This window comes from Polynucleobacter necessarius, from assembly GCF_900095195.1.
GTDB lineage: Bacteria > Pseudomonadota > Gammaproteobacteria > Burkholderiales > Burkholderiaceae > Polynucleobacter > Polynucleobacter necessarius_G.
Genome location: NZ_LT606950.1, coordinates 1,493,462 through 1,513,707, shown reverse-complemented (window position 1 = coordinate 1,513,707; position 20,246 = coordinate 1,493,462). Strand labels below are relative to the sequence as shown.

The window sequence follows — 20,246 nt, the reverse complement described above, 5'->3', positions numbered from 1 at the left end:
GATTTCTATGCGTTCTTAGAAGGCTGCTGAACGCTTGTAGTCCTCAATCGCAGCACGCAAAGCGGCCTCGTCTTCTTTGCTCAAATCTTTAGTATCTTCAATGCGGCCAACTAAATCAGCGTACTTTGATTTCAAGTGATCTTGCAAGCCTTTTTCAAACGTCAAAACATTTTTCACTTCAAGGCCATCGAAGAAGCCATTGTTAACAGCGTATAGTGAAGCGGCCATTTCCCATACTTGGAGTGGTTTATATTGCGCCTGCTTACACAATTCAGTAACACGACGACCACGCTCGAGCTGCTTACGGGTTGCCTCATCAAGGTCAGACGCGAACTGCGCAAACGCTGCCAATTCACGATACTGCGCCAAGTCGGTACGAATACCGCCGGACAGCTTCTTAATTACCTTGGTTTGAGCTGCACCACCAACACGAGAAACAGAAATACCGGCGTTAATCGCTGGACGAATACCGGCGTTAAACAAGTCCGTTTCCAAGAAGATCTGACCATCAGTAATCGAAATCACGTTGGTTGGAACGAATGCAGAAACGTCACCTGCTTGAGTCTCAATAATTGGCAATGCTGTCAATGAGCCAGTCTTACCTTTAACCGCGCCGTTTGTGAACTTCTCAACATAGTCGGCATTTACACGAGCAGCGCGCTCGAGCAAGCGTGAGTGGAGGTAAAACACGTCGCCAGGATAAGCTTCGCGGCCTGGTGGGCGGCGGAGCAACAAGGAGATTTGACGGTAAGCAACCGCTTGCTTAGTCAAGTCATCGTAAACAATCAATGCATCTTCACCGCGATCACGGAAGTATTCGCCCATTGTGCAGCCTGCGTATGCAGAAAGGTACTGCATCGCTGCAGACTCGGAAGCGCTTGCTGCAACCACAATGGTGTAATCCATTGCGCCGTTTTCTGTAAGCTTACGAACAACGTTCGCAATCGTAGAGGCTTTTTGACCGATCGCCACGTAAACGCAATAAACGCCTTTACCTTTTTGGTTAATGATCGCATCAACCGCAACCGCTGTCTTACCAGTTTGACGGTCGCCAATGATCAATTCGCGCTGACCGCGGCCAATTGGAACCATCGCATCAATCGCCTTCAAGCCGGTTTGAACTGGCTGGCTAACCGACTGACGTGCAATAACACCTGGAGCAACTTTTTCAATAAAGTCCGTTAACTTTGTATTAATTGGGCCCTTGCCATCAATCGGCTGACCAAGCGCATTGACCACGCGTCCGAGCAACTCGGGGCCAACTGGAACTTCCAAAATGCGGCCGGTACATTTAACAGGGTCGCCTTCTTTAATGTGGGTGTACTCACCCAAGACAACAGCACCAACAGAATCGCGCTCAAGGTTTAGTGCGAGGCCGATTGTGTTGTTTGGAAACCCCAACATTTCGCCCTGCATCACACCAGACAAACCGTGTACGCGGCAAATACCGTCAGTCACTGAAATTACAGTGCCTTCATTGCGAACTTGGGAGTCAACGCCCAATTCGCTAATTCGGCTTTTGATCAGTTCGCTGATCTCGGAAGGGTTGAGTTGCATTACTTACTCCTGGGTCTTATTTCGTATGTTCTTAATGGGATAACTTATGCGCCAAGACTTGCTTGCATTTGAGCTAACTGTGCTTTCACAGAACTATCCATTACTTCATCACCAACTTGAACGCGGACACCGCCAATCAATGCTGGATCAACTTGAACAGTTGGGCGCAATTCTTTACCCCCAAAGCGCTTTTTCAAACTTGACAACAAATCAGTTAGCGCAGAACCCTCTAAAGGGAATGCGCTGGTAATTCTTACTTCTGCTGCACCTTCGCTCTTGTTCTTCATTGCTTCAAATTGATGCGCAATTTCCGGAACGGCTGCTAAGCGGTGGTTTTGATTCACAAGATTTAAAAAGCTGGCTACTTTCGGATCAAGCTTGGTTTTCACCATGCCAGACAGTAGCCTGCTTAAATCATCAGCGGTAACCTTTGGATCATTTGAAAGGGCAGCAATTTCTGGCATAGCAGCGAGCTGCGCCAATTCATTTAACTGCTCCAAACAACCAGCAAGCTCAGCTGGCTTAGCGCTTTGGAAAAGCGCTTCAGCATAAGGACGTGCAATAGTGGCTAAATCAGCCATATCAAAGTTCTGCCTTTAATTGATCAAGTAATTGGCCGTGCGCTTTTGCGTCAACTGCACGACGCAAAATTTGCTCAGCACCTTTAACGGCAAGTAGAGCAACTTCAGCACGCAACACTTCACGAGCGCGCGTAATTTGTTGGTCCGCATCTTGCTTTGCTTGAGAAATGATTCGAGCGGCTTCCGCTTGTGCATTAGTGCGAATTTCTTCCGCAGACATTTGTGCACGTTTTTCTGCTTCGGCTACACGTTGAACACCTTCTTGGCGTGCTTTGTTTAATTCTTGCTCAGCTTCATTGCTAGCCAACGCAAGCACTTCCTTACCACGCTCTGCAGCAGCAAGGCCGTCAGCAATTTTGCTTGAACGCTCATCTAATGCCTTCACTAGAGGTGGCCACACAAAACGTGCAACTACCCACCATAAGACGAAGAAAACGATCATTTGCGCGAATAGGGTCGCGTTCAGATTCACGATATTCCTTTCAGTATTGTTGAGAACTATTGGATGACCCAATGGTCATCCATGCCAAAACAATTACTTAATAACTGCGAGCAGTGGGTTTGCGAAAGCAAACAACATTGCAACACCAACGCCGATCAAGAACGCAGCGTCGATCAAACCAGCCAAGAGGAACATCTTCGTTTGGAGTGGCTCCATCAATTCTGGTTGACGTGCACATGCTTCGATGTACTTACCACCCATCAATGCGATACCTAAGCAAGCACCGATCGCGCCGAGGCCGATGATGATACCGATACAGACCGCTGTGAAACCTTGAATGTTTGCGAGAAATTGTTGCATGTTGCTGACTCCTGAAGTTAAAAGAGGTAGGTTAAAAATAAAATCTTAGTGATGGCTATGTGCTTGCCCGATGTAAACCAAAGCCAACATCATAAAAATAAAGGCTTGCAACAAAACAACCAAAATGTGGAAGATGGCCCATGCTGATCCAGCAATAACATGGCCCACCAATCCGAACAGGGATAAATCTAAATTAAATGTCCACACACTTCCGAGCAAGGCGATCAACAAGAACACCAACTCACCAGCGTACATGTTTCCAAAAAGTCGCATTCCCAAAGAAACGCCTTTTGCTAAATATTCGATAATGTTCAAAGCAAGGTTGAACGGTGCCAAGCACCATTTCGCTCCAAACGGCGTGGAAATGAGTTCGCGCAAGAAACCGCCAACGCCCTTGATTTTGAAGCTGTAGAAAAAAACCAAAATCAATACCGAAAGTGACATGCCCATCGTGGCATTCAAATCAGTAGTAGGAACCAATCTGTGATGGGGTACCTGCACACCAAAACTTTTGATGAAATGATTCACGCCCAACACCCAATCTACTGGAATTAAGTCAAGGGTGTTTAACAGAATCACCCAGAAAAATACAAAAAGCGCGAGCGGGGCAATAAAAGTGCGATTGCCATGAACAATACTTTTAGCTTGCGTATTTACCATCTCCACAATCATTTCCACTAAGCACTGAAAACGCCCTGGAACGCCAGGAGTTGCGCGACGCGCAGCAATTAACAAAATAAATGCCGCAATAAAGCCCATGAGTAAGGCCCAAAACACGGTATCTAAATTCACAACGCTGAAATCTATGATTGACGACTGCGGGCCGCCAGAACTGGTGAGGTTTTGTAAGTGCTCAGAAATGTACGCTGTTGGCGTCATTTGCTCAGCTGCCTCGTGGGCTTGGTGTACTTCGCTAGACATCTCTTAACTAGTCCTTTGTTTCAATCTCAATTGTCACTACTTAGCGCCACAACCACGCCAGCCATACACACTTCAGGGCAAGCAGGTAGGTCACCAATAGCGGGACCCAAAGCACGCCGGGGACAAGGTATGCAATCCCCACAAACAGCATCAATGTCGTGGCAATTTTTATAAATTCGCCCGAAACCAATGCAGCCAAATAACTTCCTGGATTCAATCTTTGCGATTTTTTTGCCAGCTCAAGCCCTGTTAGAAACAGGGCCGAAGGCAAGACGCTAATCAAACCACCTAAAAGGGCCGACTGAGTATAAAGGCTTACCCCTACCGGCTTCCCAAAAATTGACCAAATCACCATGCTGACGAATGTAATCAACACTTGGGCCAAAATAATTTCCCACGGTGAAAGGGTGCGGTATTTTGATGCATTTTGTTGTTGCAACGCACCAATTTCTTCTTTGCTGTAATCCCGAAACGCCTCTTCTTCGGGCTTATCCCATTCATCTATATCGGAAAAATGATTTTTTTTGGGAATCAATTTAGCCCCAAAAGTTTAATGTGTGCAGTGCAATATGTCAAAGGATTTGGGGAGATTTTTCGGTTTAATTTATGCCTCGATACCCAACTTTTTTAATAAGGAATCGAGCTCATCAAATTGACTAAATCGAATGCAAAGCTCTCCGCCTTTGCCTTTGAACCTAAATTCAGCGCTCAATCCAATCAAATCTGCAATTTCTTGGGTTAAACGTCTCATGTCTGGGTCAACCCTTGGCCCTGCGGTGCCAAGCCTTGTTTTGGTTTTTTTATCCCCAATCTGACCCCCGGCAATCACCAGAGCCGCTGCCATTCTCTCCGTTTCACGTACAGATAGGCTCTGTGCGGAAATTTTTTGAGCCAAAGCTACTTGGCTGACACCAGGAAAAGGGAGTAGTACGCGAGCATGCCCCATATCAATATCGCCAGCCAAGAGCATTGCCTGTACAGGCTTTGCTAGCTGGGCCAAACGCAAAAGATTACTAATCGCGCTCCGGGACTTTCCGACAGCTTTTGCGGCTTGCTCATGGGTAAAGCCGAACTCCTCAATGAGTCGTGCAAGTCCTTGTGATTCTTCCAGTGGATTTAAATCTTCACGCTGCATGTTCTCTACTAAGGCCATTGCTGCTGCTGCTTGGTCATCCGCAGCAGAAACCAAAACAGGAACCTCTTTTAAACCGGCTATCGTTGCCGCACGAAAACGCCTCTCGCCGGCAATGATTTCGTACTTACCTGCGCCAACCAAACGCACTAGCAATGGCTGCATTACTCCTTGCTCGCGAATGCTATCCGCTAGTTCTTGAAGAGCGCCGGCTTCCATTTTTTGTCGTGGCTGATATTTGCCGGCTTGCAATGCTGTCAAGGGCAAACGATTAATTTCTGCGGTGGAGTTTACTTGTGGTATTTTCTCGCCAAGCAATGCTTCTAAACCTCTGCCTAAACCTTTTTTCTTTATAGCAACCATGATGTTTTCTTCTTTAAAAATTACATGTGTTTAATGCGCTCAATCATCTCGGCGCCAAACTCTAAATAGGCTTTTGCACCACGCGAAGATTTATCAAAAGCAACTCCGGGATGCCCATATGATGGGGCTTCAGCCAATCTCACATTACGCGGAATAATCGTCTTAAAAACCTTGTCGCCAAAGTGCTTGAGAAGTTGCTCGGATACTTGTTGTTGCAATGTCATCCGCGCATCAAACATTACGCGCAAAAGACCAATGATGACGAGATCTGGATTTAGATTGGCGTGAACTTGTTTGATGGTATTTACCAAATCAGATAAACCCTCCAGTGCAAAATATTCACACTGCATTGGAACAATCACGCCATCTGCTGCACATAATCCGTTCAACGTTAAAAGCGATAGTGCAGGCGGGCAATCAATCAATACAAAATCGTAATCGCCATCTACTTTTGCAAGAGCATCTTTTAGGCGAGATTCGCGCGCATCAATATCGACTAATTCAATTTCGGCACCAGCTAAATCCCGGTTTGCGGGAAGCACGTCGTAACCAAAGCTCTCGCACCGTTGGGCACATTCGTTAACAGATGCCATTCCAATAAGCACCTGATAAACGCTATTGTCTAGATTGGCTTTTTCAACTCCAGACCCCATTGTGGCGTTACCCTGTGGATCCAAGTCCGCCAATAAAACCCGCCGCCCTAAACCAGACAAACCTGCAGCTAAATTCACTGCCGTTGTGGTTTTACCAACACCGCCTTTTTGATTTGCAATACAGAATATTTTTGCCATAACTGCTGAGGGTTTTACTGAGGGTTAAGAAGATGATTTTCGCATGGGGGTGAATACCAAAAGACGGCGCTCAACAGCCGCATTGGGGATGAATAAGGCCTCATCTGCGAGCAAACGCCAATTTTCCCTAGAGACTGCGGCCATCTCTTCGTCAGCTCGCTTTGATTTCAACGCAAACACGAGACCATCAGGCTTTAAAAATGGCATGGAAAGCTCTAAAAAGCGTGCCAGGTTTGTGAATGCACGAGAAATAACAGCATCAAATTGCGCCGCTTGTTGTACCGCAACATTTTCTACTCTTTCGCTCAATATTTCTGCATTTTGTAGCTTTAATTTACCGCGTACATGTTGCAAAAAAGCAGTTTTCTTACGAATCGCCTCAATTAACGTTAAACGCCATTCTGGCTGAATAATTGCCATCGGAATGGCGGGCAACCCCCCGCCCGAACCAAGGTCGGCAATCTTTGGTGAAGGAATGCTTAAAAAGTGCCGCAATACCGGTAAAATTGCAATGGAATCAATGATATGCAACCGAACAGAATCCTTTTCGTTTTCAATCGCCGTGAGGTTATGCACCTGATTCCAGCGGCCCATTTCTTGCAAGAAATGCTCTAGGTCCGCAACATTGCCATCCGTTAAATTTAGGCCTAGTTCTTTGATTCCCAAGCTAAGCAGCGAATCAGTCATGCGGTCTCTTGGGCGCGGCCCAAACCCTTTTTAAGATGCACCAGCAGCAATGAAATTGCGGCAGGGGTAACCCCAGAAATTCTTCCGGCTTGACCCAATGTGGCGGGTTTATGCAAGTTCAACTTTTGTTGGACCTCTTTCGATAAGCCCAGCACCTGAGAATAGTCTAAGGACTCCGGAAGGGGATATGTCTCGTTATGTTCATGACGCGCAATTTCCACCGCCTGCCGCTCAATATACCCCTGATATTTCACTGAAATCTCAACCTGATCGCTAATTTGGGCCGCCAAACCCAAATCGTCACCCAAAACGCCTGGCGACCACAAACCATTGCCCAGCGATGTAATTGCCTCATATGTAACGCCAGGACGGCGCAATAACTCCGTCAAATTGCACTCGCGAGGTAAATCCTGCCCCAGCAACTGGGCAACCAAAGGCGCAGCCTCATGTTTTGGCCCCACCCAAATATCTCGTAAACGCGACGTTTCACGTGAAACAACTTCTTGTTTTCTGCAAAACACCTCCAAACGATTGTCATCTACCAGCCCCAACTCTCGTCCAATCGCCGTTAAACGCATGCCCGCATTGTCTTCACGCAAGCTTAAGCGGTATTCGGCACAGCTGGTAAACATCCGATAGGGCTCTTGTACACCGCGAGCAATCAAGTCATCCACCAGAACGCCAATGTAGGACTCACTTCGCTTCGGGAGCCATGGCTCTTTTCCTTGGGCGACCAAGCCAGCCCAAAAGGCCCTGTGCAGCAGCTTTCTCATAGCCTGTGGTACCGTTAATTTGACCGGCAAAATACAGCCCTTGGATAACCTTAGTTTTTAAGCTATGGCGCAACTGGAGAGGATCAAAGAAATCGTATTCAATTGCGTAGCCTGGACGAACAATCACCGCAGACCCCAAACCGCGAATGCTTCGCACTAAATCCCATTGGACACCGAAGGGAGGGCTGGTAGAAATACCATTTGGATAAAACTCGTTGGTTGTTGGGCCCTCAGGCTCGAGGAAAATCTGATGACTATTGCGGGAAGCAAAGCGGTGAATTTTGTCTTCAATCGAGGGACAGTAGCGAGGTCCGACCCCCTCAATAACCCCCGTATACATTGGAGAACGGTCTAAACCACCGCGAATAATGTCGTGTGTCTTTTCGTTTGTATGTAAAATCCAACACGGGACCTGCTTTGGCTGTTGCTCTGGCCGCCCCAAAAATGAGAACACGGGGACAGGGTCTAAATCCCCTGGCTTCTCAAGCATCACTGAAAAATCAATGGTTCTTCCATCAATGCGGGGTGGGGTACCCGTTTTTAGCCTACCCTGAGGAAGCTTTAACCTCTTTAAGCGGGCTGAAAGCGAAACAGCGGCTGGATCGCCTGCGCGGCCTCCGGCGTAATTATTTAGGCCAACGTGAATCTTTCCATCTAAGAACATTCCGGCAGTTAAAACATCCTTCCTGGCCATAAATTCCAGACCCGTTTGGGTAACAACACCCTGAATCTCGTCACCCTGAATCAACAGGTCGTCAACAGCAGCAGCCTGAAAGAGGCTTAAGTTTGGCTGGTTTTCAAGTCGCCTACGAATGGCTGCCTTGTAAAGAATGCGGTCGCCTTGAGCACGGTTCGCACGAACAGCCGGCCCCTTGCTGGAATTGAGAATACGAAATTGGATACCTGCCTCGTCGGTCGCAGCTGCCATAGCACCGCCCATGGCGTCTATCTCTTTAACTAAATGGCCTTTGCCAACCCCCGCATTAAGCGTCCCACCAACAGCAGACACTTTGTTTGTTGAGAGAAGCGTTGCAGGTAGCGCCTCTGGATAAGCTGCGAACAACACCGGCAATTGAATTAAACCGCCGCCGGCAACCACATCAACGAGGCCAGCAAAAACGGCCAAAGGTACATGGAGAATTCGATGATAGTCTCTTTGTTTTCTTTTTATTCATGAGTGTGGCGCCAAGGCGCCACACTGAAAACTAAATCATAGAGGAAAACAAAAACTTAGTTTTTGTTTTTGAAGTGTGCAGCAATTTCTCCAACGACACCGCGATGGAACGCCAAAACACAAATTACAAAAATGAAGCCTGCTGCAATCGTGCTCCACGAGCTAATATTCGCAAGATAATTTTGTAGCCCAACTACGATACCAGCGCCGACTACTGGACCGAGAATGGTTCCCATGCCGCCCAACAATGTCATCAAAACAACTTCGCCTGACATATGCCAATGCACATCCGTTAATGTGGCGAGCTGAAATACCAAGGACTTCATGGATCCAGCCAAACCAACCAAGGTTGCCGAGATAACGAATGACATCAACTTGAAGCGAGCGACATCGTATCCCAATGAGATAGCACGTGGCTCATTCTCGCGAATGGCTTTCAAAACTTGGCCAAACGGGGAGTGCACAGCACGCATGATGAGCGCAAAACCAAACAAGAAAACAGCCAGCACAGAATAGTACATAGCCACATCATTTTTTAAATCAATCAACCCAAAGAGCATCCCGCGCGGCACCCCTTGAATGCCATCCTCGCCGCCTGTGTATGGAAGCTGAACAGCCAAGAAGCAAATCATTTGCGAGAGAGCCAAGGTAACCATCGCAAAATAAATACCCTGTCTGCGAATAGCCAGGGATCCGACTAAAAAACCCAAAATGCCAGGCCCGACAACTCCCAAGATGATGCCTATCTCTAGCGATAATCCCGCTTCCTTACAAAAGTACGCAGTAATGTAGGCAGCGGTTCCAAAGAAGGCGGCATGCCCGAACGAAAGAAGTCCAGTAAATCCAAGCAATAAGTTAAATGCGCAAGCAAACAAGGCGAAGCACAGTACCTTCATTGCAAAAACAAGATAAATAAAGTCCTGAAAAGGCAGCAGTAAACCAATCAGAATGAGTATTCCATAGAGCAATTTTGTTTTTGGATTCATGATTATTTTTCCCGCCCAAACAAGTCCTGCAGGACGAATCAACAAAACAATTGCCATGATCACAAAGATCACAACGCCAGAAGCTTCTGGATAGAAGACCTTTGGTCAGACCCTCTATTAAGCCCAACCCAAGGCCCGTAAGAATAGCGCCCATAATGGAGCCCATTCCACCAATGACTACCACAGCAAAAACCACGATGATGAGGTTAGAGCCCATCAGTGGGTTCACCTGAAAAATTGGGGCTGCCAATACACCAGCGAAACCCGCAAGACCAACGCCATAAGCATAGGCCAAAGAAATCATTAAGGGCACATTAATGCCGAACGCTTGCAACAGTTTTGGGTTTTCGGTGCCAGCACGCAAATACGCGCCCAACTTGGTTCTCTCGATAACGTACCAAGTGGAAAAACAAACCGCCAAAGAAATAACCACCACCCATAGGCGGTATTTTGGCACGATGATGCCAATGGACTCAAGGGGTATAGCGCCCTGCAGAAGCTCGGGGGCTGGATAACTCTCGCCAGAAATTCCAAACCAGTGGCGGAACATACCTTCAATAATCAAAGCCAAACCAAAGGTTAATAAAAGTCCATATAAGTGATCAAGATGGTACAAACGGCGCAACATGGTGCGCTCCAGAACTAAGCCGAAACCGGCCAGCACTAATGGCACAACAATCAATGCAAACCAATAGTTGATCGATAACTCGGGAAATCCGAGCCACTGGCTTAGCTGAGTTAAACCAATCCAGGCAATAAAGGCACCCATAGTGTATTGAGCACCATGGGCGAAATTAATAATGTTGAGAAGGCCAAAAATGATGGCCAATCCCAAACTCAATATGGCATAGAACGAGCCATTAATAAGGCCCACAAGAGCTGGGCAATCGGCCCTTGTTGGGTAATTCCAAGAAGTTCAAACATGCGTATTTATAAATTACTTATTGGTAACCAGCTTGCATCGTGACAATGAAAGCGGTTGGGTTGCTTCCGCAGCAGGAATCACGGCACGAACATGGTAATAATCCCATGGCGTGGTTGATTCAGATGGCTTCTTCACTTCTAACAAGTACATGTCATGCTCAAATTTACCATCAGCACGAATCTTGCCTTTAAATAGGCCGTCATCGATGTTGGTTGATTTCAAGGCTTTCATGACAGCTTGAGTGTCGTCTGTGCTGGCCTTTTGAACGGCGTTCAAATATGCCAGTACGGATGAATAAACACCAGCCTGAACCATGCTTGGCATACGCTTATGTTGCAGCATAAAGCGCTTAGAGAACGCACGAGTCTTGTCATCCTTATCCCAATAGAATCCCTCTGTCAGATACATGCCTTGCGCAGCATTTAGACCCAAAGAATGCACATCGGCAATAAACATCAGCAATGGAACAACTGTTTGCTTCTTGTTGATACCAAATTCTGAAGCCTGCTTAACCGTGTTAATAGTGTCTTGACCAGCATTAGCTAATGCAACCACATCCGCTCCGCTAGCTTGAGCCTTCAACAAATAAGATGAGAAATCGCTATTGGGGAATGGGTGTTTGCTGGTGCCCAAAACTTTTCCGCCGTTTGCAGTAACAACACTAGTCGCGTCTTTTTCCAAGGCTGCGCCAAGTGCGTAGTCAGCAGTAATAAAGTACCAATTCTTTTTGCCCTGTTTTACAACAGCCTTGCCTGTACCATTTGAAAGCGCGTAAGTGTCATAAGTCCAATGCACGTTGTTGGCTGTACATTTTTCATTGGTAATTGGCAAAGATGCTGCGCCCGAAACCAAGGCGATCTTGTTTTTCTGTTCAGCAACTTCCATCACAGCCAAAGCCACGTTGGTCGATACGAGCTCAACAATGACATCTACACCATCTTTATCAAACCACTCGCGAGCCTTGCTCGCGGCAATATCTGCCTTGTTTTGATGATCGGCGCCAAGTAATTCGACTTTCTTCCCGATAACAGTGCCATCTTTAGAAAAATCAGCGATTGCCATTTTGGCAGCAATCACCGCGCCTGGACCTGCCAAATCTGAATATGTGGAAGATAGATCAGTCAATACGCCGATCTTCACCACGTCGCCGCTTACCTTAGCTCCTACTTGCGCAAATACTGGGTTTGACGCGAACATCGTTGCGGCAATCAGTGATGCGGTTATTTGCTTTAACTTCATTGCTATCTCCTAAAGAAAGCTACTAAACACCCAAATACTCATTTAATAAGGCCGCCTTTTCAGCGAGCTCGTTTTGCTACACTACTTCAACCACATTTCCATGCTCAACAACGTAATGGCGATCTGCCAAAGGTGCGGCGAAACGGAAATTTTGTTCTACCAAGACGATTGTGAAACCCTTGCTTCGTAAACTTGTAACCACTTCGCCCAGTTTTTGCACAATCACTGGAGCCAGCCCTTCGGTGATTTCATCCAGCAGCAATAGCTTTGCGCCGGTCCTCAAGAAATTTCAATAGAACCGGTTCTCTTACTAGTTAACCCCAAAATGGTTTTCAAAATAGCGCTTCGACCAGCGCCATTTCGACCCAACAAGGTAACCACTTCGCCATCGCGCACGGCAAAGCTCACGCCATGCAAAATGTGTGCCTCCCCGTACCAAGACTCTAAATTTTTGACTTCGAGCGCCATGGTCATAATGCATCACCCCCATGGCTACCCATATAGGCCTCAACAACCAAAGGATTGGTCGACACCTCGTGATAAGAACCCTCTGCAAGGACTGAGCCACGCTGTAATACGGTAATGCTGTCAGCAATTGATGAAACCACTTTCATGTTGTGCTCAACCATAAGGATCGTACGGCCCTTGGCCACACGGTCAATCAACTCGGTAACGCGCGCCACATCCTCGTGTCCATACCCTGCATTGGCTCATCCAAAAGCATTAGCTCGGGCTCCATAGTCAAGGTGGTGGCAACTTCAAGTGCTCTTTTTCTGCCGTATGCCAAATTTAAGGTTTCTTCATGAGCAAAACTTTCCAGGCCCACTTCATGCAGCAACTCTATAGCCCGGTTATTTAAAACATTTAATGAGCTCCCGGATTTCCAAAAATGGAACTCTGTGCCACTCATCGTTGCAGTGCAACACGAACATTTTCCAAAACCGTTAAGTGTGGAAAGACCGCGGAGATTTGGAATGAACGAATAACCCCACGGCGCGCAATTTGAGCGGGCACCTCGTTGGTGATATCAAAACCGTTAAACAAAATTTGACCACTGGTTGGCTCTAAAAATTTCGTGCGCAAGTTAAGGCAGGTGGTTTTCCCGCCCCATTTGGGCCAATAAGGGCATGAATAGTGCCCCGAGTGACATCTAGGTTAACGTCACTTACCGCTGAAAATCCTTTAAATGATTTTCCCAATCCGATTGTTTTTAGAATAGTTTCTTGCAAGCTCATACCCTCAAGCCCACACCGGGGCAAGACATTGAGGATAACTCAAGATGATGTCTCTTTACATAGCGATAGCCCTAAATCAAGCCAAACGGCTCTTATAGATTTTGAGTGCTTTTTAAATATTGCTGAATGGCTGTTCTTGCATTTTCCTCTAAGACATCCAGTGGAATTCGTTGTGATCCCTGAACAATCATTAGTGCATAGGACTTTGAGAGCGCTGCCGCCTCGGCACACAGCCGCAACTCATCACCCTTTGCCAGTGATTGGCCGCGCCAATAACTAATGGCCGCCACCAACTCTTGGATGGTGAGGTACAACATTGGTCAGTATTTATTTGTCTTCGAGCGCAAGCATCATGCCGCGACACTTCTTGGCACCACAACGACACTCATACTCTTTTTTTAATTTCTTGGTAATTCGCCCCACAATATCAAGCGAATAGTCATAAAACAACTCTTCACCAACACTAAGGTTCCGCTTAGCATAAATAAAGACACGCGGTTTTCCATTAAATGTAGTTTCGCGTGTTTCACAGCTTGGCTTACAAGAGTGGTTTATCCAGCGAGCAGCATTCCCACCGCACTTGGCATCAATAACGCGCCCATCTTCCAGGGAAAAATAAAAGGTGTGATTGGGGTCCTTCGGGACGTGTGGGTGGCGTTTTTCGCCAATTTCCAACTAATGCGCCCCCCTTTTTTTGTACTCAATAATCGCCTGCCCATTTTTAATGGGCTTAGCAACAAAACACCTTTACCGTGAATTGGTGAGGATTTAACAACAATAGAAGATTGGTCCTCCTTTGGAGGTTTTAATTTCTTAGGTGCCATAAGTTAAATGTCTAGGTTACGAGCAATTAATGCGTTCTTTTCAATGAACGCACGGCGCGGTTCCACCTCATCACCCATCAATGTTGTGAATACTTGATCAGCCGCAATAGCGTCTTCAATTTTGACTTGCAGCAACGTACGGGAGTCAGCATCCATAGTGGTTTCCCACAACTGTGATGGATTCATCTCGCCCAAACCTTTGTAACGCTGACGACTTAGAACGCGCTCAGCCTCTGACAACAACCAAGCGAAGGCCCCCTTAAGGTCATTGATGGTTTGTTCTTTAAGGTTTTTATCTGGATCCCCTCGACGAACTTTCGTGCCGGGCAAAACCTTGCCGGAAAGAACCGCGGCGGCATCTGCCAGGCTCTGATAGTCATCGCTGTAAACAAAATCGGAGTTAATAGCAGAAAGCTTGATGTTGCCGTGAATACGTCTTGAAAGTAACAAACGGACGCGCTTAGTGCGATCCTCTTTTTGGACAATAATTTCAGGCGGAATGGCCAGTGGGTTTGTTGAGTCAGCGAGAGCCAATCTTAGGCGATCTGCAGACTCGTTGGCAGCCTTCTCTGTATCCAAATCAAGTTGTATGCCTGAGGCAATTGCGCGTAGCGCATCTTCATCAATGGTGCGGGACAAACGGTCAACAATCGATTGAATAACCTGATAATGTTTTGCCAGAACATTTAATGCCTCGCCCTCAACAACCTCACCCGTCGGGGTTTGAAGTGAGGCTGAATCTAATGCAATCTTTAACAACAATTGATTTAGCTCGGCGTCATCTTTGATGTACTGCTCACTTTTGCCAAACTTCGCTTTGTACAGCGGTGGTTGAGCAATAAAAATATGTCCGCGCTCAAGCAGCTCCGGCATTTGTCTGTAGAAGAATGTAAGTAGCAAAGTGCGAATGTGGCTTCCATCAACGTCCGCGTCGGTCATGATGATGATGCGGTGATAGCGCAATTTATCCGCCTTGTACTCTTCAACACCAATGCCCGTACCCAACACCGTGATTAACGTTACAACCTCTTGGCTGGTGAGCATTTTGTCAAAGCGGGCTTTTTCAACGTTCAGAATCTTCCCTTTTAACGGAAGAATTGCCTGGAAGCGTCGATCACGCCCCTGCTTTGCAGAGCCACCCGCTGAGTCACCCTCAACAATGAATAGTTCGGATTTAGCCGGATCCTTTTCTTGGCAATCTGCCAACTTCCCAGGCAAACCCAGCCCATCTAAAGCGCCTTTGCGTCGCGTCATGTCACGCGCCTTGCGTGCAGCCTCTCGGGCGCGAGCTGCATCAACAATTTTTCCGCAAAGAATTTTTGCGTCGGCAGGCCGCTCCTGTAAATATGCTGTTAATGCCTCGGCAACAATTTCCTCAACAGGACCACGCACCTCACTAGATACCAGTTTATCTTTTGTCTGGCTGGAAAATTTTGGCTCAGGAACTTTGACTGATAAAACGCAAGCTAGTCCCTCGCGCATATCATCACCCGAAATTTCTACTTTTGCTTTCTTGGCAATTTCGTTTTCATCAATATATTTATTAATGACGCGAGTCATTGCTGCGCGCAGACCAGTTAAGTGAGCACCACCATCACGTTGCGGAATATTGTTTGTAAAGCAAAGTACTTGCTCACTAAAACTATCATTCCACTGCATGGATACTTCAGCAGTAATTTGACCACCCAGGTCGGAAGGGCGAACGCCCTCAGCATAAAAAATGTTTGGGTGAAGAACGTTTTTGGTTTGATTGATGTACTCAACAAATCCTTTGACACCACCAGAGAAAGCAAAATCTTCTTCTTGTCCTGATCGTTGATCAATTAACTTAATATGAACGCCATTGTTTAAGAATGATAGTTCGCGAATACGTTTTACAAGAATCTCATAGTGAAATTCAATATTTCCGAAAATTTCTTCGTCAGCCAAGAAATGAACCTCGGTTCCTGACAACTCCGTATCACCAGTTACCGTGATTGGTGAAATGGTGACGCCATTTTCTTCTTGAATGTTGCGATTTTGGAAAACGCCCCGGGCAAACTCCATGTAGTGGGTTTTGCCATCACGACGTATGGTCAGCTTTAACCATTTTGATAGTGCATTTACACAACTTACACCAACGCCATGCAATCCACCCGACACTTTATAGCTGTTTTGATCGAACTTACCACCAGCGTGTAATTCGGTCATCACAATTTCGGCAGCACTTCTTTTTGGCTCGTGTTTATCGTCGTACTTAATACCGGTTGGCACACCCCGGCCGTTATCAACAATTGAAATGGAGTTGTCAGCGTGAATGACAACCGTAATTTCTGAGCAGTAGCCCGCTAACGCTTCATCAATGGAGTTATCTAAAACCTCAAATACCAGGTGATGTAGGCCGGTTCCATCAAATGTGTCTCCGATGTACATTCCAGGACGTTTACGAACAGCCTCGAGACCTTCTAAGATTTGAATCGATGCAGCGCCGTACTGCTCTACTACCTTTTTTTCTTCAGTCATGTTTTTCTAAATTAAATGCGCATTGGCATTACAACGTATTTAAAGCTCTCAGATCCTGGTAATGTAATTACCGCACTACTGTTTGCATCACCCAAACTAATTTGCACTTTTTCACTCTTCAGATTGGCAAGAACATCTAAAAGATAGCTGACGTTAAAGCCGATTTCCACAGCATCACCACCATATTCGGTTTCAATTTCTTCTTGCGCCTCTTCTTGTTCGGCATTAGTGGATTGAACGGTAATACGATTTGGTGATAACGAAAAACGAACACCCTTAAATTTATCGGTTGTCAGAATTGCAGCTCGCTGTAAGGCGGCCTGCAAAACCTCGCGCCCAACGATTAATGAGTTTTTTTGCCCCTTAGGAATCACTCTTTGGAAATCTGGAAACTTGCCTTCAACCAGTTTTGAGATTAGTTCAATATCCCCAAAAGCAAATTTCACTTGATTCGCACTAACACCAATCTCAAGTGATTCATCTGAGTCCTCCAAGAGATGTTGGCACTCCAAAATCGTTTTGCGTGGAATGATAATTTCCTGTCTCTGACCAGAACCTGAAGGCGCCTCAGCCGGTTCAACCTGGGAGAAGGCCAAACGGTGACCATCGGTAGCAACAGCCACAACCTCTTTTCCATCAACAACCAACAACATTCCATTCAAGTAATAACGAATATCTTGTTGGGCCATTGAAAAGTGGACTTGACTAATGAGCTGTCGAAAACTCTTTTGAGACATTTTCCATGCAGCGGTTACCTCACCAACACTCTGCATTACTGGAAATTCTGTCGCTGATAGAGTCCGCAAAGAAAAACGGCTCTTTCCACTCTGGACAACCATCCGATTGTCTTTGAGGTTTAATGAAACTGGGCCCTCAGGAAGAGCCCGCAAAATATCTAACAACTTTCTCGCTGCAACAGTCGTAGTTACGTCTTCTGAGCCCACACCAAAGCTCGCATTGGTGGTGATTTGGATTTCAATATCAGTAGAGACAAATGAAACCTTTTCACCACTCTTTTTGAATAAGAGGTTTGCCAAAATTGGCAATGTGTGGCGACGCTCGACAATCCCATTTACCACTTGAAGAGGTTTTAATAAATTATCTCGAGAAGTGTTTACTAGTTGCATTGCTTTTAAACCTTTGTATATATCTTAGTAGTAATAGTAGTAAGTCTTTTTGTTTTGGTGGATAACTCAAAAATCTCAAATAAAACAACACATTAAACACCTAAAAACCTGTGGAAAACCTCTGTATAAAGGCGGGATAAAAATTGGATAACTTTATCTCAACGCCCTATTTTTGCATGAGGCGAAGGCTTTCCACAATTTATCCACATTAAATTCCCATACTTATCCATATTGTTACCCACAACCTTATCCACAACCCAAAATTTATGCTTTTAAGGTTTGCTCAATAACGTGGATTTCATGGTTAAGTTGACTGTCGTGGGCACGCTCATCTGCAATCTTGCGTACTGCGTGCAAAACCGTTGTGTGGTCTCGGCCACCAAACAACTCCCCAATCGCCGGAAGACTTTTTTGAGTAAGCTCCTTAGCCATAAACATGGCGATTTGGCGTGGTCGAGCAATGTTTGCTGGGCGCTTTTTGGAGTACATGTCCACAACCTTGATGCTATAAAAATCAGCAACAGCTTTTTGGATGTTTTCAACAGAAATTTGACGATTTTGAATCGACAACAAGTCTTTTAGGGCTGCCCGAGCCACCTCTATAGTTACTTCGCGACCATGAAAGCGAACAAAGGCCAAAATCTTTCGTAGGGCCCCCTCTAACTCTCGCACATTAGAGCGAAGGTGTTTTGCCACAAAGAATGCGATGTCTTCACCCATGGGGATGCCTTCGCTAGCGGCCTTTTTCATCAAAATAGCCACGCGCATTTCTAGCTCGGGTGGTTCAGTGGCGACTGTTAATCCAGAATCAAAACGGGAGATCAATCTATCGTCGATACCCGCCATTTCTTTTGGGTAGGTATCGCTGGTAATGATGACTTGGGACTTGTTGCTTGAAAGCGCCTCAAATGCATAAAAGAACTCCTCTTGAGTCCTGGATTTGCCGCTAAAAAACTGAATATCATCAATGAGTAGCAGATCAAGCGAGTGATAGTACCGTTTAAAGCGATCAAAAGCCTTTTGCTGATAAGCCCTAACCACATCAGACACATACTGCTCCGCATGGATATAGCGAATGCGGGCGTTGGGTTTTTCCTTGAGCAGGTGGTTGCCAATTGCGTGAATCAGGTGGGTTTTACCGAGCCCTACCCCACCATACAAAAACATTGGGTTGTAAGATATTCCCGGGTTATGAGCAACCTGAATTGAGGCTGCTCTAGCAAGCTGGTTTGCTTTACCAGTAACAAACGTTTCAAAGGTTAAGTTTGGATTGAGTTTTGAGTGGTCCTCAATCTCAAATGACTGCTCTTCAACTGAAATAATGGGATTACCAACGCTGGTTGTAGAAGAATCGCTTGAATTGGGCTCTATGCCTAGCTTGGTTGTTGGGGTTGTTGGTGCAGCAGACTCCACGGCGAGGACAAAACTAATATTTGTGGCCTTACCAAAATACTGAACCGCAAGCTCTTGAAAGCGGTCAGCAAACGTTTTTTTGATCCAATCAAGCTTAAAACGATTTGGCGCACCTACAGTTAGTAAGCGTTCACTCTCATCAAAAGAGACCAGGCTTAGGGGTTGGATCCAGGTTTTAAATTGTTGGGGCGATAACTCGCGAGATAATGCGCTAAGTGCGCCATCCCAAAACCCCAGCGGGTTTTTTGTGTTCAAGGTGGGGGGATTTTGTAAGTTGCTCATAATTTTTGGAGGACCCATTGTATCCACCCCGCAAAGTTATCCACAAGGTAAAAAATCGTGGGAAAGCTGTGGATAACTTGTGAATAAAATTGAAAAACACGTGTAAATTAGATATTTAGTCAAAATCACCCGAAAATTAGAGAAAAATACCCATATATTTAGTGGGGTGGATTGACCTTTTGCTTTGCAACAAGGAAAATATTGGGTTTTCCTAGGATCCATCATGAAAAGAACATACCAACCCTCAGTTACACGCCGCAAGCGTACGCACGGCTTTCGCATTCGCATGAAAACTAAGAGCGGACGCGCAGTTTTGAATGCTCGTCGCGCAAAAGGTCGCAAACGCTTAGCTGTTTAATTTAAAACTTGAATAGCGCAAGGATTTCTGAATTACTTAAAACACGCCCCAAAACAAATCTGTCTTGGGGAATGTATTCTGTAGCGCCAGCATTTGGAAAAACCCCTGATTTAGGAATTGCGGTTCCCAAAAAGTTAGTCAAACGAGCGGTAGATCGAAATCGACTTAAGCGAATGATTCGCGAGCTGGTTTGGACGGCGCAAGCAACGACACTAAATAATGATGTTGTCATGAAGCTTAAAAAGCCAGTGGGCCGACAGTCCCGAGGCAAGCTCAGAAAAAAAGAAAAGGACTTCTTGCGCGCTCAAATGCTGGAGCTTATTTAGGTGCAGGTTCTAAACAAGGCGGCATTAAAGTTAATTAAGCTTTACCAGCTATTGCTAAGCCCTTATTTTGGGATGCACTGCAAGTTTGTGCCTAGTTGTTCTCAGTATGCTTGCGACTGCTTCAACCATTATGGGTTTTGCAAGAGTGTGTCCCTAGTGGCGTGGCGCATTGCATGCTGCAACCCCTGGTCACACGGCGGTTATGATCCTGCGGTAAGACATACCTCACATTAATTTAAGTGAATACA

Annotated in this window: 18 protein-coding genes and 5 pseudogenes; 3 read left to right on the top strand and 20 right to left on the bottom strand. The window is 46.0% G+C overall.

All coding sequences use genetic code 11. The features are described from left to right. Positions 1-15 precede the first annotated feature (15 nt). The 20 genes and pseudogenes from atpA to dnaA form a co-directional block, all read right to left on the bottom strand. Positions 16-1,557 carry a F0F1 ATP synthase subunit alpha gene (atpA, locus tag BQ1619_RS08360; RefSeq protein WP_114663424.1) on the bottom strand — a complete coding sequence of 514 codons (1,542 nt, stop codon included), beginning with the start codon at positions 1,555-1,557 and terminating at the stop codon, positions 16-18. Between the two features lie 44 nt (positions 1,558-1,601). Then, positions 1,602-2,138, bottom strand: a complete 537-nt coding sequence (locus tag BQ1619_RS08355) for a F0F1 ATP synthase subunit delta (RefSeq protein WP_114663423.1) — start codon at positions 2,136-2,138, stop codon at positions 1,602-1,604. Position 2,139: 1 nt separating this feature from the next. Beyond that, positions 2,140-2,610 carry a F0F1 ATP synthase subunit B gene (locus BQ1619_RS08350; protein ID WP_114663597.1) on the bottom strand — a complete coding sequence of 157 codons (471 nt, stop codon included), beginning with the start codon at positions 2,608-2,610 and terminating at the stop codon, positions 2,140-2,142. A gap of 63 nt (positions 2,611-2,673) precedes the next feature. After that, positions 2,674-2,940, bottom strand: a complete 267-nt coding sequence (gene atpE, locus BQ1619_RS08345; RefSeq protein ID WP_114663422.1) for a F0F1 ATP synthase subunit C — start codon at positions 2,938-2,940, stop codon at positions 2,674-2,676. A gap of 45 nt (positions 2,941-2,985) precedes the next feature. After that, positions 2,986-3,861 carry a F0F1 ATP synthase subunit A gene (atpB, locus tag BQ1619_RS08340; RefSeq protein ID WP_114663421.1) on the bottom strand — a complete coding sequence of 292 codons (876 nt, stop codon included), beginning with the start codon at positions 3,859-3,861 and terminating at the stop codon, positions 2,986-2,988. Positions 3,862-3,901: 40 nt separating this feature from the next. Continuing rightward, a complete protein-coding gene (locus BQ1619_RS08335) occupies positions 3,902-4,396 on the bottom strand; it encodes an ATP synthase subunit I (protein WP_114663420.1) in 495 nt (164 codons plus the stop codon). A 69-nt stretch (positions 4,397-4,465) separates the two neighbouring features. After that, positions 4,466-5,356, bottom strand: coding sequence for a ParB/RepB/Spo0J family partition protein (locus tag BQ1619_RS08330; protein WP_114663418.1), 891 nt, complete (start codon positions 5,354-5,356; stop codon positions 4,466-4,468). 20 nt (positions 5,357-5,376) lie between these two features. After that, positions 5,377-6,147, bottom strand: a complete 771-nt coding sequence (locus tag BQ1619_RS08325) for a ParA family protein (protein ID WP_114663417.1) — start codon at positions 6,145-6,147, stop codon at positions 5,377-5,379. A 24-nt stretch (positions 6,148-6,171) separates the two neighbouring features. Beyond that, a complete protein-coding gene (gene rsmG / locus BQ1619_RS08320; RefSeq protein ID WP_114663416.1) occupies positions 6,172-6,834 on the bottom strand; it encodes a 16S rRNA (guanine(527)-N(7))-methyltransferase RsmG in 663 nt (220 codons plus the stop codon). Next, positions 6,831-8,685 (bottom strand): annotated as a pseudogene (gene mnmG, locus BQ1619_RS08315) (tRNA uridine-5-carboxymethylaminomethyl(34) synthesis enzyme MnmG). The gene rsmG and the pseudogene mnmG overlap by 4 nt, the downstream one beginning before the upstream one ends. A 152-nt stretch (positions 8,686-8,837) precedes the next feature. Further along, positions 8,838-9,767: a branched-chain amino acid ABC transporter permease gene (locus BQ1619_RS08310; protein WP_114663595.1), complete on the bottom strand. Its 930-nt coding sequence runs from the start codon at positions 9,765-9,767 to the stop codon at positions 8,838-8,840. A 2-nt stretch (positions 9,768-9,769) separates the two neighbouring features. Beyond that, positions 9,770-10,691, bottom strand: a pseudogene (locus BQ1619_RS08305) (branched-chain amino acid ABC transporter permease). Positions 10,692-10,704: 13 nt separating this feature from the next. Further along, positions 10,705-11,931 carry an ABC transporter substrate-binding protein gene (locus BQ1619_RS08300; RefSeq protein ID WP_114663415.1) on the bottom strand — a complete coding sequence of 409 codons (1,227 nt, stop codon included), beginning with the start codon at positions 11,929-11,931 and terminating at the stop codon, positions 10,705-10,707. Positions 11,932-12,007: 76 nt separating this feature from the next. Beyond that, positions 12,008-12,405, bottom strand: a pseudogene (locus tag BQ1619_RS08295) (ATP-binding cassette domain-containing protein). Beyond that, positions 12,402-13,166 (bottom strand): annotated as a pseudogene (locus tag BQ1619_RS08290) (ABC transporter ATP-binding protein). The pseudogenes BQ1619_RS08295 and BQ1619_RS08290 overlap by 4 nt, the downstream one beginning before the upstream one ends. Before the next feature lie 92 nt (positions 13,167-13,258). Next, positions 13,259-13,483, bottom strand: coding sequence for a DUF3717 domain-containing protein (locus BQ1619_RS08285; RefSeq protein WP_114663412.1), 225 nt, complete (start codon positions 13,481-13,483; stop codon positions 13,259-13,261). 10 nt (positions 13,484-13,493) lie between these two features. Next, positions 13,494-13,990 (bottom strand): annotated as a pseudogene (locus tag BQ1619_RS08280) (SET domain-containing protein). 3 nt (positions 13,991-13,993) lie between these two features. After that, positions 13,994-16,492, bottom strand: coding sequence for a DNA topoisomerase (ATP-hydrolyzing) subunit B (gene gyrB / locus BQ1619_RS08275; protein WP_114663410.1), 2,499 nt, complete (start codon positions 16,490-16,492; stop codon positions 13,994-13,996). Between the two features lie 11 nt (positions 16,493-16,503). Next, positions 16,504-17,619, bottom strand: a complete 1,116-nt coding sequence (dnaN, locus tag BQ1619_RS08270) for a DNA polymerase III subunit beta (protein ID WP_114663408.1) — start codon at positions 17,617-17,619, stop codon at positions 16,504-16,506. A 264-nt stretch (positions 17,620-17,883) separates the two neighbouring features. Further along, a complete protein-coding gene (dnaA, locus tag BQ1619_RS08265; protein WP_174222106.1) occupies positions 17,884-19,314 on the bottom strand; it encodes a chromosomal replication initiator protein DnaA in 1,431 nt (476 codons plus the stop codon). A gap of 223 nt (positions 19,315-19,537) precedes the next feature. On the opposite strand from dnaA, the gene rpmH reads away from it, so the two are divergent. From rpmH to yidD, 3 genes are read left to right on the top strand one after another with little or no spacing between them, the layout of a single operon-like run. Further along, the gene (gene rpmH / locus BQ1619_RS08260) at positions 19,538-19,672 is read left to right on the top strand and encodes a 50S ribosomal protein L34 (RefSeq protein WP_011903922.1); all 135 of its coding nucleotides are present in this window, start codon (positions 19,538-19,540) and stop codon (positions 19,670-19,672) included. An 8-nt stretch (positions 19,673-19,680) separates the two neighbouring features. Next, positions 19,681-19,998 (top strand): ribonuclease P protein component, encoded by a 318-nt coding sequence (locus BQ1619_RS08255; RefSeq protein WP_197711922.1) that lies wholly within the window; start codon positions 19,681-19,683, stop codon positions 19,996-19,998. Next, the gene (yidD, locus tag BQ1619_RS08250) at positions 19,999-20,232 is read left to right on the top strand and encodes a membrane protein insertion efficiency factor YidD (RefSeq protein ID WP_114663403.1); all 234 of its coding nucleotides are present in this window, start codon (positions 19,999-20,001) and stop codon (positions 20,230-20,232) included. The last annotated feature ends 14 nt before the right edge of the window (positions 20,233-20,246 follow it).